The sequence below is a fragment of the Streptomyces sp. NPDC057543 genome (assembly GCF_042801895.1).
Classification (GTDB): Bacteria; Actinomycetota; Actinomycetes; order Streptomycetales; family Streptomycetaceae; genus Streptomyces.
This window is the reverse complement of sequence record NZ_JBHVFF010000019.1, coordinates 1-14,766: the sequence shown is the minus strand read 5'-3', so window position 1 is coordinate 14,766 and position 14,766 is coordinate 1. Positions and strand designations below refer to the sequence as shown.

The 14,766-nt window shown below is 69.8% G+C and carries 15 protein-coding genes; 14 read left to right on the top strand and 1 reads right to left on the bottom strand.

Annotated features, from left to right (window positions below):
* The 12 genes from ACFU8Q_RS05830 to ACFU8Q_RS05775 are packed head-to-tail and all read left to right on the top strand — an operon-like array spanning position 1 to position 11,544.
* Complete coding sequence (locus tag ACFU8Q_RS05830) at positions 1–804, top strand: MlaE family ABC transporter permease (protein WP_384448295.1); 804 nt, start codon at positions 1–3, stop codon at positions 802–804.
* Positions 804–2,117, top strand: a complete 1,314-nt coding sequence (locus ACFU8Q_RS05825) for an MCE family protein (protein WP_384448292.1) — start codon at positions 804–806, stop codon at positions 2,115–2,117. Before ACFU8Q_RS05830 ends, ACFU8Q_RS05825 begins: the two co-directional genes overlap by 1 nt.
* Positions 2,114–3,145 (top strand): MCE family protein, encoded by a 1,032-nt coding sequence (locus ACFU8Q_RS05820; protein ID WP_384448289.1) that lies wholly within the window; start codon positions 2,114–2,116, stop codon positions 3,143–3,145. Before ACFU8Q_RS05825 ends, ACFU8Q_RS05820 begins: the two co-directional genes overlap by 4 nt.
* The gene (locus ACFU8Q_RS05815) at positions 3,142–4,161 is read left to right on the top strand and encodes an MCE family protein (protein WP_384448286.1); all 1,020 of its coding nucleotides are present in this window, start codon (positions 3,142–3,144) and stop codon (positions 4,159–4,161) included. Before ACFU8Q_RS05820 ends, ACFU8Q_RS05815 begins: the two co-directional genes overlap by 4 nt.
* 1 nt (position 4,162) lies before the next feature.
* Entirely contained in the window at positions 4,163–5,275 is a 1,113-nt protein-coding gene (locus ACFU8Q_RS05810; protein ID WP_384448284.1) for an MCE family protein, read from the top strand.
* A complete protein-coding gene (locus ACFU8Q_RS05805; RefSeq protein WP_384448281.1) occupies positions 5,272–6,426 on the top strand; it encodes an MCE family protein in 1,155 nt (384 codons plus the stop codon). The genes ACFU8Q_RS05810 and ACFU8Q_RS05805 overlap by 4 nt, the downstream gene beginning before the upstream one ends.
* A complete protein-coding gene (locus tag ACFU8Q_RS05800; RefSeq protein ID WP_384448278.1) occupies positions 6,423–7,685 on the top strand; it encodes an MCE family protein in 1,263 nt (420 codons plus the stop codon). The genes ACFU8Q_RS05805 and ACFU8Q_RS05800 overlap by 4 nt, the downstream gene beginning before the upstream one ends.
* Positions 7,682–8,203 (top strand): hypothetical protein, encoded by a 522-nt coding sequence (locus ACFU8Q_RS05795; RefSeq protein WP_384448275.1) that lies wholly within the window; start codon positions 7,682–7,684, stop codon positions 8,201–8,203. Before ACFU8Q_RS05800 ends, ACFU8Q_RS05795 begins: the two co-directional genes overlap by 4 nt.
* 23 nt (positions 8,204–8,226) lie before the next feature.
* Positions 8,227–8,907: a hypothetical protein gene (locus ACFU8Q_RS05790; protein WP_384448272.1), complete on the top strand. Its 681-nt coding sequence runs from the start codon at positions 8,227–8,229 to the stop codon at positions 8,905–8,907.
* Between the two features lie 54 nt (positions 8,908–8,961).
* Complete coding sequence (locus ACFU8Q_RS05785) at positions 8,962–9,492, top strand: hypothetical protein (RefSeq protein WP_384448270.1); 531 nt, start codon at positions 8,962–8,964, stop codon at positions 9,490–9,492.
* A 41-nt stretch (positions 9,493–9,533) separates the two neighbouring features.
* Positions 9,534–10,289 (top strand): hypothetical protein, encoded by a 756-nt coding sequence (locus tag ACFU8Q_RS05780; protein ID WP_384448268.1) that lies wholly within the window; start codon positions 9,534–9,536, stop codon positions 10,287–10,289.
* 22 nt (positions 10,290–10,311) lie between these two features.
* Complete coding sequence (locus ACFU8Q_RS05775; protein ID WP_384448265.1) at positions 10,312–11,544, top strand: lytic murein transglycosylase; 1,233 nt, start codon at positions 10,312–10,314, stop codon at positions 11,542–11,544.
* Here ACFU8Q_RS05775 and ACFU8Q_RS05770 read toward each other — a convergent pair.
* Positions 11,527–12,594, bottom strand: a complete 1,068-nt coding sequence (locus tag ACFU8Q_RS05770; RefSeq protein WP_384448263.1) for an ATP-dependent DNA ligase — start codon at positions 12,592–12,594, stop codon at positions 11,527–11,529. The two genes, ACFU8Q_RS05775 and ACFU8Q_RS05770, sit on opposite strands and share 18 nt — an antisense overlap.
* Before the next feature lie 98 nt (positions 12,595–12,692).
* On the opposite strand from ACFU8Q_RS05770, the gene ligD reads away from it, so the two are divergent.
* Positions 12,693–13,703 carry a non-homologous end-joining DNA ligase gene (gene ligD / locus ACFU8Q_RS05765; protein ID WP_384448388.1) on the top strand — a complete coding sequence of 337 codons (1,011 nt, stop codon included), beginning with the start codon at positions 12,693–12,695 and terminating at the stop codon, positions 13,701–13,703.
* A partial coding sequence (locus ACFU8Q_RS05760; protein WP_384448260.1) for an ABC transporter permease occupies positions 13,700–14,766 on the top strand: 1,067 nt, incomplete at its 3' end. The genes ligD and ACFU8Q_RS05760, both read left to right, overlap by 4 nt.

Sequence of the window (14,766 nt, the reverse complement as noted above, 5' to 3'; positions counted from 1 at the left end):
ATGTCCATGCTCAGCTGGCTGGATCGATCCGGCGAACAATTCACCTTCTACGTGCGGGCGTTGATCTGGATTCCGCGGACTCTGCGCCGCTACCTGCGCGAGGTCCAGCGACTGCTGGCCGAAGTGGCGTTCGGCAGCGGCGGTCTGGGGGTCGTCGGGGGCACCATCGGCGTGATGATCGCGATGACCCTATTCACCGGCACGGTCGTCGGCCTCCAGGGGTACGCCGCGCTCAACCAGATCGGCACCTCCGCCTTCACCGGCTTCATCTCCGCCTACTTCAACACCCGTGAGATCGCCCCGCTCGTCGCCGGACTCGCGCTCTCCGCGACCGTCGGCGCCGGCTTCACCGCCCAGCTCGGCGCGATGCGGATCAACGAGGAGGTCGACGCCCTGGAGGCGATGGGCGTGCGGTCCATGCCGTACCTCGTCACCACCCGGATCATCGCCGGAGTCGTCGCGATCATCCCGCTGTACGCGATCGGGCTACTCTCCTCGTACCTGGCGTCCCGCTTCATCACGATCCTGTTCAACGGACAGTCCGCGGGCACCTACGACCACTACTTCAATCTCTTCCTCTCCCCGGACGACGTGCTGCTGTCGGTGCTCAAGGTGCTGATCTTCAGCGTGATGGTGATCCTCGCCCACTGCTACTACGGCTTCCACGCCACCGGCGGGCCCGCCGGAGTGGGGGTGGCCGTCGGCCGGTCGGTGCGCAACGCCATCGTGCTCATCAGCGTCACCGACTTCTTCCTCTCGCTCGCCATCTGGGGCGCCACGACGACGGTGAAGGTGGCCGGCTGATGAATGCCCACCGGGCGCAGACCGTGCGCCGCAGACTCGCCGGAATCACCTTCGTCCTCGTGCCCGCCGTGCTCGTATGGGTATCGGTCTCCGTGTACAACAAGGACTTCACCGACGACGCCACCGTGACCGTACGCACCGGCAGCGTCGGCAACGAGATGCACGACAACGCGGATGTCAAGCTGCGCGGCGTCGTCGTCGGCCAGGTCCGCGCCATCTCGGCCGACGGGAACGGGGCCCGGCTCACCCTCGCGATCCAGCCCGACAAGCTCGACCGCATCCCCGCCGACGTGACCGCGCAGATGCTGCCCACCACACTCTTCGGGGAACGGTTCGTGGCGCTCGTACCGCCCGAGATGCCGTCCGCGCAGCCCCTGCGGGCCGGGGCCGTCATCCCGCAGGACCGCTCCAGCAACGCCATCGAGCTTGAGGAGGTCCTCGACAACGTCCTGCCGCTGCTGACCGCCGTCGAGCCGGAGAAGCTCGCCGCCACCCTCGGCGCGGTCTCCCAGGCTCTCGAAGGACGCGGCGAGAAGCTCGGCGACACCCTCCTCACGCTCGACGCCCACCTGAAGAAGTTCAACCCCCAACTCCCCACGCTCAACGCCGACATCAAGGAACTCGTCAAGGTGAGCAAGGTGTACGGGGATGCCGCGCCCGATGTCCTGGACGCGCTCACCGACTTCACCACCACCAGCGGCACCATCGCCGAACAGCAGGCGGAACTCGCCGACCTGTACGGGTCCACGACCGCCTCCGCGCAGGACATCACGTCCTTCCTCCGGGAGAACAAGGACAACCTGATCCGGCTCTCCGCCACAGGCCGGCCGACGCTGGAACTGCTGGCACGGTACTCGGACGAATTCCCCTGCACCCTGCGGACCATGGCCGGCTTCGTCCCGGCCATGGACAAGGCGCTCGGCAAGGGCACGAACCGGCCCGGACTCCACGTCACCGTCAAGGCCGTGAAGTCCAGGGGCAAGTACGTGCCCGGCAAGGACACCCCGGTGTACGACGCGACCGGCGGACCCCACTGCTACTCCGTGCCGTACCTCGGCCGGACGGTACCGACCGCGGACGCCCGCACGGCCGAGACGGCCGCACCGGCCGGCCGGCCACGCACCGACGAGCCGGCCGGCACCGCGCCCCGGGACACGGACTCCGCCCTCGGCATGCCCAATTCCCCGCAGGAGAGCCGGCTCGTCAACGAACTGGTCGCTCCCTCACTGAAAGTCCAGCCGCAGACCCTGCCCGACTGGAGCAGCGTGCTCATCGGTCCGGCCTTCCGCGGTGCGGAGGTGAAGCTCAAGTGAAGCGCCGCTCTCTCGCCGGGCCGCTCGCGAAGTCGATCGTCTTCATTCTGGTGACCGTTCTGGCCACCACGGTCCTGGCCCTGTCCATCGCCAATACCGGCGTCGGCGACACCACCCCGTACAAGGCCAGGTTCACCGACGTCACCGGACTGGTCGTCGGTGACAGCGTCCGGATCGCCGGGGTGAAGGTCGGGCAGGTCGAGTCCATCGAGGTGGCCGACAAGCGGCTCGCCGAGGTCGGCTTCGCCGTCCGCAAGGGGCGCAAGCTGCCCGCCTCGGTGACCGCCTCGATCAAATACCTCAACATGGTCGGCCAGCGGTACATCGATCTCGGTCAGGGCGCCGGACCGGTCGGCCGCAGCTTCGCCGCCGGGGCGACCATTCCGCTCTCCCGCACCACTCCGGCGCTCGATCTCACCCAGCTCTTCAACGGCTTCCAGCCGCTCTTCGAAGGGCTCTCCCCGCCGGACGTCAACCAGCTCGCGGGCTCCATCGTCCAGGTGCTCCAGGGCGAGGGCGGCACTGTCGACAGCATCCTCCAGCACGTCGGCTCGCTGACCGGCACGGTCGCCGCGAAGGACAAGGTGATCGGCGAGGTGATCAAGAACCTCAATACGGTCCTCAAGACCGTCAACGACCGCGAGGCAGGCTTCAACGACCTCGTCGTCACCCTCCAGAAACTCGTCACCGGATTCTCCGGCGACCGCAAGCCGCTCGGCCGGGCGGTCACCGCGATGGGCGCGCTCACCACCGTCACCGCGGACCTCCTCGACGACGGCCGTAAACCCCTCAAGGACGACATCAGACAACTCGGGCGCCTCTCCGGCCAGTTGGGCAAGGGCACCCCGCAGATCGAGAACGTCCTGCGGAAGACCCCGGCCAAGATGGAAGCGATCAGCCGCCTCGCCTCGTACGGCTCGTGGCTCAACCTCTACCTCTGCGAGGCCAAGGTCAGCGGTGTGACCAACGACGACGGCAGCGCACCGCCCACCGGCATCGTCGTCGCGAAGCCGAGGTGCCAGGCATGAGAATCAAACCCCTCCGGGAACGCAACCCCGTCGCCGTGGCCCTCGTCGGACTGATCGTCCTCGTCCTCATCGGCCTGGCCGCCTACCGCGCCGACTCGCTGCCCTTCACCGGCGGCGGCACCACCTACAGTGCCGACTTCACCGAATCCGCCGGGCTCGACGAGGGCGACGAGGTACGGGTCGCCGGAGTGAAGGTCGGCGCGGTCACCGGCGTCTCGCTCGACGGCTCCAAGGTGAAGGTCCGCTTCAAGGTCAAGGACGTCTGGATCGGCAACTCCTCCACCGTCGGCATCGCCATCAAGACGCTGCTGGGCGAGAAGTACCTCGCCGTCGACCCGCTCGGCGACGCCCCGCAGAACCCGCACGAACGGATCACGGTCAGCCGCACCACCTCCCCGTACGACGTCACCCAGGCGTTCAACGGACTCGGCGAGACCATCGGGGAGATCGACACCCAGCAGCTCGCCAAGAGCTTCGAGACGATCTCCGCCACCTTCAAGGACTCCCCGCCGGACGTGAAGAGCGCCGCCGACGGGCTCTCCGCCCTCTCCAGGACGGTCTCCGAACGCGACGCCCAACTCGCCACCCTCCTCAAGGGCAGCAAGCAGCTCACCAAGACCCTCGCCGGCAAGAAGAGCAGCTTCGAAACCCTGCTGGAGGACGGCAACCTGCTCCTCGGCGAGATCCAGGCGCGCCGCGACTCCATCCATCTGCTGCTCACCGGCACCCGGAGCCTGGGCACCCAGCTCACCGGCCTCGTCGAGGACAACAACAAACAGCTGAAGCCCACCCTGGACTCGCTCGGCCGGGTCACCGCGGTGCTGGTGAAGAACCGCAAGAGCCTCGACAAGGTGCTGTCGCTCGCCGGTTCGTACAACCGGCTCGTCGGCAACACCCTCGGCAGCGGCCGGTGGTTCGACAACTACGTCTGCGGGGTCGTCCCGAAGAACTACCTGCCCGCCGGAACACCCGCAGGACCCGAATGCAAGCCACCCAAGCAGCAAGGCGGCCGATGAGATGAGAATGACGCGCATCGTCGGCATCGGCGCCGGACTCGCCGTCGTGGTCGTCGCGGCCACCACCGGTGTGATGGCCATGGACGACGAAGGAACGACGACCATCACCGCCTACTTCGACCAGGCCACCGGTGTGTACGCCGGATCGGACCTGCGGATCCTCGGCGTCAGGGTCGGCCGGGTCGAATCGGTCACGCCGCGCGGCGGCGAGGTCCGGGTCACCCTGCGGGTCGACAAGGGCGTCAAGGTCCCCAAGGAGGCGCACGCCGTGGTCGTCGCCCCCAGCCTCGTCGCCGACCGCTACGTCCAGCTCGCCCCCGCGTACGACGGCGGACCGCAGATCGCGGACAACGCCGTACTGCCCGCCGCGAACAACGCCACCCCCGTCGAGGTCGACCAGCTGTACGAATCCATCACCAAGCTCTCCACGGCCCTCGGCCCCGACGGAGCCAACGCGGACGGCGCGCTCTCCGGGCTCCTCGACACCGGCGCCAAGAACCTCGACGGCAACGGAAAAGCCATCGGGAACTCCATCGAACAGTTCGGCAAGGCGACCAAGACCCTCGACAAGAGCAGCGGGAACCTCTTCGACACGCTGTCCTATCTGCAGACCTTCACCACCGTGCTGAAGGACAACGACGGCAATGTGCGCGCCGCCGAACAGCAACTGAACTCCGTCACCGGCTTCCTCGCCGACGACAAGGAGAACCTCAGCGCGGCACTGAAGGAGCTGGGCACCGCCCTGGGTCAGGTCAAGAGCTTCATCCAGAAGAACCGCGGCGCCCTGAAGGCGAACGTGGACGCACTGGTGCCGCTCACCCAGACCCTGGTCGACCAGCGTGCCTCGCTCGCCGAGTCGATGGACACGCTGCCGCTCGCCGCGGACAACGTGGTCAACGCCTACGACCCGGTGAACCGCACCCTCAATGGCCGTACGAACCTCAACGAGCTCTCCATGGGAGGGCCGCTCACCGAGACCCCCGCACTCGCGGGCCTCGCACCCGTGGACACCGCGCGCCAGAAGGCGCTGCCCGCCCTGCCGCTCCCGCCCGTCGGCACCGTCTACGGCACCCCGGCGAAGATCGCTACGCAGAAGAGGGGGGCGAACCGATGAGCCGCGCCCTGCGCAGACCCGGAGCCCGCACGACCGGCGTCGTCGCGGTGCTGGCCGTGGGCGTCGGCCTGGCCCTGGTCGTCACCGGCACCGGCCTGCCATCGTTCACCGGCATCGACCAGGTGCCGCTGCCCGGCGGCGCCGACCTCGGCGACCACCCGTACGAGATCACCGCGGAGTTCGCGGACGTCCTCAGCCTCGCCCCGCAGTCCTCGGTCAAGGTCAACGACGTCGCCGTCGGCCGTGTCACCAAGATCTCCCTGACCTCGGGCAGCTGGAACGCCAAGGTCACGATGAGGGTCAACGGGAAGGTCGAACTGCCCGAGAACGCCTACGCCCACCTCGAACAGTCCAGCCTCCTCGGCGAGAAGTACATCCAGCTCTCCCCGCCCGCGAGCGGCACCGCCCGGGGCAGGCTCGCCGACGGAGACCGGATCCCGCTGACCCGGACCAACCGCAACCCCGAGGTCGAAGAGGTCTTCGGCGCACTTTCGATGCTCCTCAACGGCGGTGGCGTCAACCAGCTCAAGACCATCACGACCGAACTCAACAAGGCACTCGCCGGACAGGAACCCCAGGTCCGTTCCATGCTCAACCGCGTCGACACCCTCGTCACGAACCTGGACGGCCACAAGACAGACATCACCGACGCACTCGACGGCGTCAACCGGCTCTCCGCCACCCTCGCCACCCGCAAACAGGACGTCGGCACGGTCCTCACCGGGCTCAGCCCCGGCCTCAAGGTGCTGGAGAAACAGCGTGGCTCGCTCCTCACCATGCTCCGCTCGCTCGACACCCTCTCCGCCGTCGCCGTCGACACGGTCAACAAGAGCAAGGCCGACATGATCGCCGACCTCAAGGCTCTCGCCCCCACCCTCAAGGCGCTCGCCGATTCCGGGAGCGACCTGCCGGACTCTCTCCAGGTGCTGCTCACCTACCCGTTCACGGACGAGGTGCTCCGCGGGGTCAAGGGCGACTACCTCAACGTCTACCTGGATGTGACGGCCATGCCCGGCACGCAGCTCATCCCGCCGCTGGACCCGGACACCGCACAGCCCACCGCGAGCGGCACGAGCGCGGCGTCCGGCTCGGCGCTGCCCCTGCCACTGCCCTCGGTCTCCACGGCGGTCACGGATGGGAGCGGCCGGTGATCACCCTCGCCATCCGGCTGAAGAACATCGCCTTCCTCGTCATCGCGGTGCTCGTTCTCGGCTACCTCGGGGTACGGTACGCCGACCTCGGCCACTACATCGGTCTGCGCGGCTACTACACCGTCACCGTCCAACTCCCGCGCACCGGCGGCCTGTACACCCACTCCGACGTCACCTACCGAGGCGTGTCCGTGGGCCGGGTCGGGCCGATCGAGCTCACCGACGACGGAGTCGAGGCCGAACTGCGCATCGACAAGGATGCTCCGAAGATCCCGGACAGCCTCACGGCGGTCGTGGCCAACCTCTCCGCGGTCGGTGAGCAGTACGTCGATCTGCGGCCCACCCACACCGACGGCCCGTACCTCGCGAACGGCTCGGTCATCGACCAGGCCGATACCACCGTCCCGGCCCCCGTCACCAACGTCCTCACCAGCGTCAACGACCTGGCGGGGTCCGTCGATCTGGAATCCCTGCGCACGGTCGTCGACGAGTTCGGCACCGCGTTCGAGGGGCGCGGCGACGACCTCCAGGTCCTCCTGGACACCGGGAGCGACTTCGTCCGGGCGGCCGACGACGCACTGCCCGTCAACACCCGGCTGATGGCCGACGGCCAGACCGTGCTGCGTACCCAGGCCGAACAGGGCGAAGCACTCAAGGGCTTCGCCTCCGGTGCCGAGCAACTGGCCGCCGAACTCAAGGGATCGGACACCGACCTGCGCAGACTGATCGCGGTCACTCCCGACGCGACGGGCCAGATCAGCGGACTGCTGCGGGACCTCGACCCGAGCTTCGGTGTCGTCGTCGCCAACCTCCTCACCACCTCCGAGGTCGCCGTCACCCGGCAGCGCGGCCTGGAGGAACTCCTGGTGAAGCTGCCCGCGGTGGCAGCCGTGGGATCGAGCGCGGTGGACGAGAACGGCGCCCGGTTCGGCATGTCGGTCACCTTCTTCGAACCGCTGCCCTGCACCGCCGGATACGGTTCCACGGTCTACCGCAGCGGTCTCGACACCTCGGCCGGACCACCCGTCAACACCAAGGCCCGCTGCACCTCGTCGCCCGGCACCGGCATCAACGTCCGAGGCAGCGCCAACGCGCCGAAGGGCGGCGCGGTGCCCGCGCCCGCCAAACCCGGATCGATGCTCCTCGGATCCGGCTCCGCGCACCGGCTCCCGGGCACGCTCGGCGTCACCGGGGCCACCCCGCCGACCGCCGACGGCATGGCCGGCCTGCTGGGACTCGGACCGGGAGGCGGCGAATGACGCCCCGTACGAAGACCCTGAGCGGATGGGCGGCGCTGCTCGCCGCCGCGGCGATCTGCGCACTCGGCGGCTGGTCGTACGCCGACGCGCGCGGCGACGAAGACCTGTCGTACGCGAAGAACCGCGATGTCGCGCTGGCCGACGGAAAGCGCCACCTCGCCCGGCTGAACAGCCTCGACGGGAAGGACGCCAAGAGTGTCGACGCCGGCCTCGACGCCTGGCTCGACTCCTCCACCGGGCCGTTGCACGACCAGCTGGGGCGCACCCGGAGCAAGGACGCGAGCGAACTGACGAAGTCCGGCTCCACCGCCCGCGGCAAGGTCACCGACGCGGCGCTCACCGCACTCGACGAGCGCACCGGCACGGCACAACTGATCGCGACGGTCGATGTCGACGTCACCCCGCGCACCGGCAAGGGCGGCACCGAACGCAAACGCTTCGAGGCCACGCTCGCCCGTACCGCGGACGGCTGGAAGGTCAAGGCCCTCACGGCGATTCCGGTCGGGGGCGGCGCATGAAGGAGCGGGGAGGGGCGGCGGTCATGAGCACGGACGTCGACGCGGAGGCCGTCGAGGACACGGAGGGACCCGACGCGACCGCCGGTGAGGACGCCGTCGAGGGCACGGAGAATACCGACGCGTCGGCCGGTGAGGACACCGTGGAGGACACGGAGGAACCCGACGCGGCCGCCGGTGAGGAAGGCGCGGTCCCACCCGGCGCGGGCCGCCGGTGGCCGCGCGCCGTGGCAGCGGTTCTGGTCGTGGCACTCCTCGCGGCCGGCGGCGGCCTCTTCGCCAAGGGGAGGCAGTTGCGTGACACCCCTGCCACCTCGAACCGGGCGCTGACCGACAGCGCGGCGACCACCCGGGTCGCCGGCGATGTCAGCAACGCGCTCGGCAAGGTCTTCTCGTACAGCCCACAGGCCACCGGCGTCACCAAGGAGTCGGCGAAACAACTCCTGGCGGGGACTGCGCTCAAGCAGTACGCGGCCCTGTTCGGCCAGGTGGAGAAGCAGGCCGCCGACCAGAAGCTGACGCTCACCACCCACGTCGTACGCGCCGGGGTGACCCGGCTGACGGACAGCAGCGCCCACCTGCTCGTCTTCCTCGACCAGGTCTATGAACGCGAAGGCAAGCCGGCCACCACGGCGGCGGCACAGCTCTCCGTCACGGCCGAACTGCGGGACGGCCACTGGACCGTCGTCGAGATCACCTCCAGATAGCAGCGCCCACACTCGTCCAGCTCAGCACGGATCGGCCGCAGGGGAGAGACAACAATGGCACGGGTACGGATGACGAGGAACCCGCTGGTGGCGGTGGCGATCGCGCTGACAGCCGCGGCGGCCGTCGCGGCGGGCTGGGGCGGAGTGTCCCGGTACGACGCCGCGCACGACGAATCGGCGGCGTACGCACAGGCCCGCGACGACGCGCTGGCCGCGGGCGAACAGGCCGTGCAGAACATGAACACCCTCGACCACCGCAAGCTGGCGAAGGGCCTCGACGGTTGGGAGGACTCCACCACCGGCGATCTGCACCAGCAACTCGTCGATGGACGCGACGCGTTCGTGAAGCAGATCCAGCTGGCGAAGACCGTCAGCACGGCCCAGATCCTGTCCGGGGCGGTGACCGAACTCGACGACCGGGCCGGCAAGGCCGGGGTCATGGTGGCGCTGCGGGTGACCGTGACCGCGCCCAAGGGCAAGCCCGCGGTGAAGGAGAGCCGGATGCTCGGGCAGCTCACCCGTACCTCCGAAGGGTGGAAGCTCAGCGCCCTCGGCCAGGCGCCCGTCGGAAACACGGCCGGCTGACGCCACCGACTCCCACCCCGCCACCCGAGAGGACCCCGGACATGTCGACGACCCGTCACCTCGTCAACCGTCAACGCCGTCTGGCCACCGTCGCCGCGGAACGCGCCACCGCCACCGCTGCCGCCCCGCCGAGCAAGCCCGCGCCCCCCGGCACCTCACGGGACGAGCCCGCAGGGACCACGATCGGGGAAGACACCACAGTCGAGGAAACGGTCACCGACGACGCCGATACGGTGGAGGAGGAGGGGGAGGAGGAGGCGCCGCGACGCAAGCGGCCGCCCCGCGTCCGTCTCCGGCTGCCCGCCGTCCTCTGCGCCCTCACAGTGCTCCTCGGCGCGTTCGCCGCCTGGGCGTTCGGCTCGGCCGCGAGCCTGCGCGACGACCCGGCCCGCCGGAACACGGCCCTCACCGACATCGGCCGCACCAGCGAGCTGAAGGGGCAGATCTCCGAAGCGGTGGGCGCGGTGTTCTCGTACAACTACGCCTCGCCCGCCAAGTCCGAGCAGGCGGTAAAGAGTTACCTGGTCGGCAAGGCGGTCCAGCAGCACGCGGACATGCTCGCGCAGGTACGGGCGCAGGGGCAGAAGCAGAAGCTCGTGCTGACCACGACCGTCACGGACAGCGGTGTGGAACTCCTCGACGGCGACCGGGCCCGGCTGCTGATCTTCGCCGACCAGAGCAACACCCGTACCGGCACGTCGGACGAGACGACCTACGCGGCGGCCATGTTCGCCGTGGACGCTGTTCGCCGCGGCGACACCTGGCGAATCTCCGGCATCGACACGTATCCCCGGTGACCCGGGGGAGAGGGGAACACGCATGAGGTTCAACGGCACCGTGCGCCGCGGAATCGGCGGCACGGCAGCCGCGGTCGCCGCGATGGCCGCGCTCACCGGGTCCCAGGCACCGGGGCTGGTCCACCTCGGACAGACCGCGAAGGAGCGCCAGGAGTCCGACGAGGTCAAGTGGTCGCACGTGCCGAACGACGACTCCTACCACACCGAACTGCCACCGCTGCGGTCGCCGACGCCGCCGAAGGCCGGTGTGAAGCAGAGCCCGGCCGTCGCGCGGTCGTGGGCCGAGGCGGGCATCCCGGCCACGGTGCTCGCCGCGTACCGCAAGGCGGAGAGCGCGCTCGCACGTGCCGACCCCGGATGCCATCTGCCGTGGCAGTTACTCGCGGCGATCGGCAAGGTCGAGTCGGGCCAGGCGGGCGGGGGACGGGTCGACGCCCACGGAACGACGCTCGGCCCGATCCTCGGACCGGTCCTCGACGGCGCCGGATTCGCCAACATTGCGGACACCGACGGCGGCGCGTACGACGGCGACAGCACCTACGACCGGGCGGTCGGCCCGATGCAGTTCATCCCGTCCACCTGGGCCCACTGGGGCAAGGACGGCAACGGCGACGGCCGTCGTGATCCGAACAACGTCTACGACGCCGCCCTCGCCGCCGGGTACTACCTCTGTGCCGGACCGCGTGATCTGACGGTGAAGGCCGACCTGGACCGCGCGATCCTCAGCTACAACCACTCGGACACCTACCTGCGCACCGTGCTGTCCTGGCTGGAGTTCTACCGCAAGGGCGTTCACCCGGTGGCCGACGGCAAGGGCACGGTCCCGAAGAGCCCCGGCGCGGGTGGACCGAACAAGCCGAAGCACCCGGTGGGCGGTCCCGGAGCCCCGGGCGGCGGCATCGTCATCGGCCCGCAGCCCGGCGGTTCGCACGGCCCGTCGCCCGCCACGTCCCCGAAGCCCTCCGGCCCACCGACAAGCTCCCCGGGCCCGACCGGCTCCCCGGACCCCACCGATCCGGGCACCGCTTCCCCCGCCCCGACCGGCAGCGGACCGGCCTCCCCGGATCCCGGCACCAGCCCCGACCCCCACCCCAGCACCTCGGCCCCCGAACCCGGCACGGACCCCGGCTGCCCGAGCGGCTCGCCGTCACCGGACCCCACCGGCTCGACCGGAACCACCGAGTCCCCGACACCCGACCCGGGCACGACCGAGGAACCGTGCGCCACGCCCTCGGGCTCAGCGCCCGCCGGCTGACAGCACCTCGGCCAGGTCGTACCGCACCACCTCTTCCAACTGCGCGTACGTGCAGCCGTCCGGGGTGCGGTCCGGCCGCCACCGGCGGAACTGCGCGGTGTGCCGGAAACGGTCGCCCTCCATGTGGTCGTACGCCACCTCACAGACCCGCTCCGGGCCGATCGCCACCCAGGAGAGGTCCTTCTTGCCCGACCAGCGACTCGGTGCCCCGGGCAGCCGTGACCCCTCGTGCGCCGCCGCGTCCGTCCAACCCGCCCACGGGTGATCGGCCGGCTCGACGCGCAGCGGTTCCAGCTCCGCCAGGAGCTCGGCGCGCCGCTTCATCGAGAAGGCCGCACAGACGCCGACGTGCTGCAGGACGCCCGCGGTGTCGTACAGGCCGAGCAGCAGCGAACCGACGACGGGGCCGCTCTTGTGGAGGCGGTAGCCCGCCACCACGCAGTCGGCGGTCCGCTCGTGCTTGATCTTGTACATCACCCGGGTGTCGGGGCGGTACGGCAGATCGAGCGGTTTGGCGACCACACCGTCGAGCCCCGCGCCCTCGTACTGGTCGAACCACTCCTGGGCGAGTGCCGGGTCCGTGGTCGCCGGCGCGAGGTGGACGGGCGGCGACGCGGCCGACAGGGCTTCCTCCAGAACGGCACGCCGGTCGGACTGCCGGACAAAGAGCAGTGAATCGTCGCCCAGCGCCAGGATGTCGAAGGCGACCAGACTGGCCGGGGTCCGCTCGGCGAGCAGCCGCACCCGGGAATCGGCGGGGTGGATGCGCTCGCTGAGCCGGTCGAAGTCCAGCCGGTCCTCGTACGCCACGACGATCTCGCCGTCGATCACACAGCGCGGCGGCAGATTGTCGCGGACGGCGGTGACCAGCTCGGGGAAGTAGCGGGTGAGCGGCTTACCGGTGCGGCTGCCGATCACCACTTCGTCGCCGTCGCGGTGCACGATCGCGCGGAAACCGTCCCACTTGGCCTCGTACTGCATACCGGGCGGGATCTTCGGGACGGATTTGGCGAGCATCGGCTTCACAGGCGGCATCACCGGCAGATCCATGACCCCGATTCTTGCCGACGGACGCGCCTGCGTCTCCCGATATGCGGCATATGTGGACCCGGCCTACCGTGACCGTCATGGGTGCAGCGGGAAATGCGGTGGAGCTCGAAGCCGGTGGGCGGGCCGTACGGCTGTCCAGTCCGGACAAGGTCTACTTCCCGGCGAAGGGCTATACGAAGAGGGACGTGGCCGAGTACTTCCTGGCCGTGGGCCCCGGCATCACCCGCGCCCTACGCGACCGGCCGACCACCCTCCAGCGCTTCGTCGACGGTGTCGAGGGCGAGTTCTTCTACCAGAAGAGAGCCCCGAAGAACCTCCCCGACTGGATCCCCACCGCCAGGATCGACTTCCCCAGCGGCCGTTCCGCCGACGAGATCTGCCCCACCGAACTCGCGGCCGTCATCTGGGCGGCCAACCTCGGCACGCTCACCTTCCACCCCTGGCCCGTCCGCAGGGCCGACACCGACCACCCGGACGAGCTGCGCATCGACCTCGACCCACAGCCCGGAACGGACTACGCGGACGCGGTGCGGGCCGCCCACGAGCTGCGGTCCGTCCTCGACGAGCACGGTCTGCGCGGCTGGCCCAAGACCTCCGGCGGCCGGGGCATCCACGTCTTCGTCCCCATCGAGCCGAAGTGGACCTTCACCGCGGTCCGGCGTGCCGCCATCGCCACCGGACGGGAACTGGAACGCCGGATGCCGGACCGGGTGACCACTGCCTGGTGGAAGGAGGAGCGCGGCGAGCGGATCTTCGTCGACTACAACCAGACCGCCCGCGACCGCACGATCGCCTCCGCCTACTCCGTGCGCCCCTTCCCGTACGCCCCGGTCTCCGCCCCGCTTCGCTGGGAGGAGATCGACGACGCCGAGCCGCGCGATTTCGACATCAGGACCATGCCCGGGCGCTTTGCCGAGGCCGGCGACGTGCACGCGGACATGGACGAGCACGCGTTCCGGCTCGACGGGCTGCTGGAGCTGGCCGACCGGGACGAGCGGGAGCACGGGCTCGGCGAACTGCCGTACCCGCCGGAGTACCCGAAAATGCCCGGCGAACCGAAACGGGTCCAGCCGAGCCGGGCCCGGCACGGCGAGGACGGCGCTGCATGAGCGCACCCGACCTGGAGCCCTCCGCACCGCACGGGGAACACGCCCGGCCCCCGGCCCGCGGTGACCGATGGGCGGCGTTCAGGGCGTCCCCGTACCTGCCCGCCGTCGTGCTCCTGTTCATCATCGCGGCCTCGGCCGGTCTCTTCGCGGGCTCCTACACGTACGCGATGGCCAACCCGACCCCGCGCAACATCCCGGCCGCCGTGGTCGGCCGGCTCGACACTCCGCGTGACAAGGTCTTCCTCGACCGGCTGGAGGGCGCGCTCGACACCTCACTGGTGCTGCACGAGTACGCCACCGGTGCTCAGGCCCGAACCGCGCTCGAGGAGCAGAAGGTCTTCGCCATCCTGCGGTCCGAGAACGGCGGGGTCGGCATGGACATCGCGAGCGCGTCCGGAGCGTCGGTCGCCCAACTGCTCACCGATTCCACGCTGAAGGTGGGGGCGGCGGTCCATGTGCCGGTGAAGGTCACGGACGTGAAACCCCTGCAGCGGGGCGACCCGCGGGGTCTGGCTCTTTTCTACATCTCGCTCGCCGCGGTGATCGTCGGGTTCGTCGGCGCGATCCAGCTGAGTGTGCACGCCAAGGGGCTGGAGCCCCTGGAGCGGATCGGGTTCACCGTCGCCTACGCCCTGCTCGGCGGGTTCTCCATCGCCGCCGTGGTGGATTGGCTGCTCGGCTCCGTCGACCTGCCCTTTGTCCAGTCGTGGTTCATCCTCGCCTTCACCATGTTCACCACGGGCATGGTCTTCACCATGTTCAACACCCTGATCGGGCGCTGGGCCATGCTTCCGACCTGGGGGTTGATGGTGATGCTGGGAAACCCGTCCTCCGGTGGTGCGGTGTCCTGGCCGCTGCTGCCGTCGGTGCTCGGCTTCATCGGCCGCTGGCTCCCACCGGGCGCCTCGGTCAACGCCCAGCACGCCGCCGTCTACTACCAGGGGCACCAGCGGGTCTTCCCGTATCTGGTGCTGGCCGGATGGGCGCTGGTCTCCTGCACGGTGTTCTGGGTGTGGCGCCACCGGCACCCGGGAGGCCGTGACCGCATGCCTCAGCATGCGGC

Excerpts from the sequence above, each read along its gene's own strand:
- ACFU8Q_RS05830 (WP_384448295.1), top strand. The coding sequence starts at position 1 with ATGTCCATGCTCAGCTGGCTGGATCGATCCGGCGAACAATTCACCTTC.
- ACFU8Q_RS05825 (WP_384448292.1), top strand. The coding sequence starts at position 804 with ATGAATGCCCACCGGGCGCAGACCGTGCGCCGCAGACTCGCCGGAATC.
- ACFU8Q_RS05815 (WP_384448286.1), top strand. The coding sequence starts at position 3,142 with ATGAGAATCAAACCCCTCCGGGAACGCAACCCCGTCGCCGTGGCCCTC.
- ACFU8Q_RS05810 (WP_384448284.1), top strand. The coding sequence starts at position 4,163 with ATGAGAATGACGCGCATCGTCGGCATCGGCGCCGGACTCGCCGTCGTG.
- ACFU8Q_RS05805 (WP_384448281.1), top strand. The coding sequence starts at position 5,272 with ATGAGCCGCGCCCTGCGCAGACCCGGAGCCCGCACGACCGGCGTCGTC.
- ACFU8Q_RS05795 (WP_384448275.1), top strand. The coding sequence starts at position 7,682 with ATGACGCCCCGTACGAAGACCCTGAGCGGATGGGCGGCGCTGCTCGCC.
- ACFU8Q_RS05790 (WP_384448272.1), top strand. The coding sequence starts at position 8,227 with ATGAGCACGGACGTCGACGCGGAGGCCGTCGAGGACACGGAGGGACCC.
- ACFU8Q_RS05785 (WP_384448270.1), top strand. The coding sequence starts at position 8,962 with ATGGCACGGGTACGGATGACGAGGAACCCGCTGGTGGCGGTGGCGATC.
- ACFU8Q_RS05780 (WP_384448268.1), top strand. The coding sequence starts at position 9,534 with ATGTCGACGACCCGTCACCTCGTCAACCGTCAACGCCGTCTGGCCACC.
- ACFU8Q_RS05775 (WP_384448265.1), top strand. The coding sequence starts at position 10,312 with ATGAGGTTCAACGGCACCGTGCGCCGCGGAATCGGCGGCACGGCAGCC.
- ACFU8Q_RS05770 (WP_384448263.1), bottom strand. The coding sequence starts at position 12,594 with ATGGATCTGCCGGTGATGCCGCCTGTGAAGCCGATGCTCGCCAAATCC.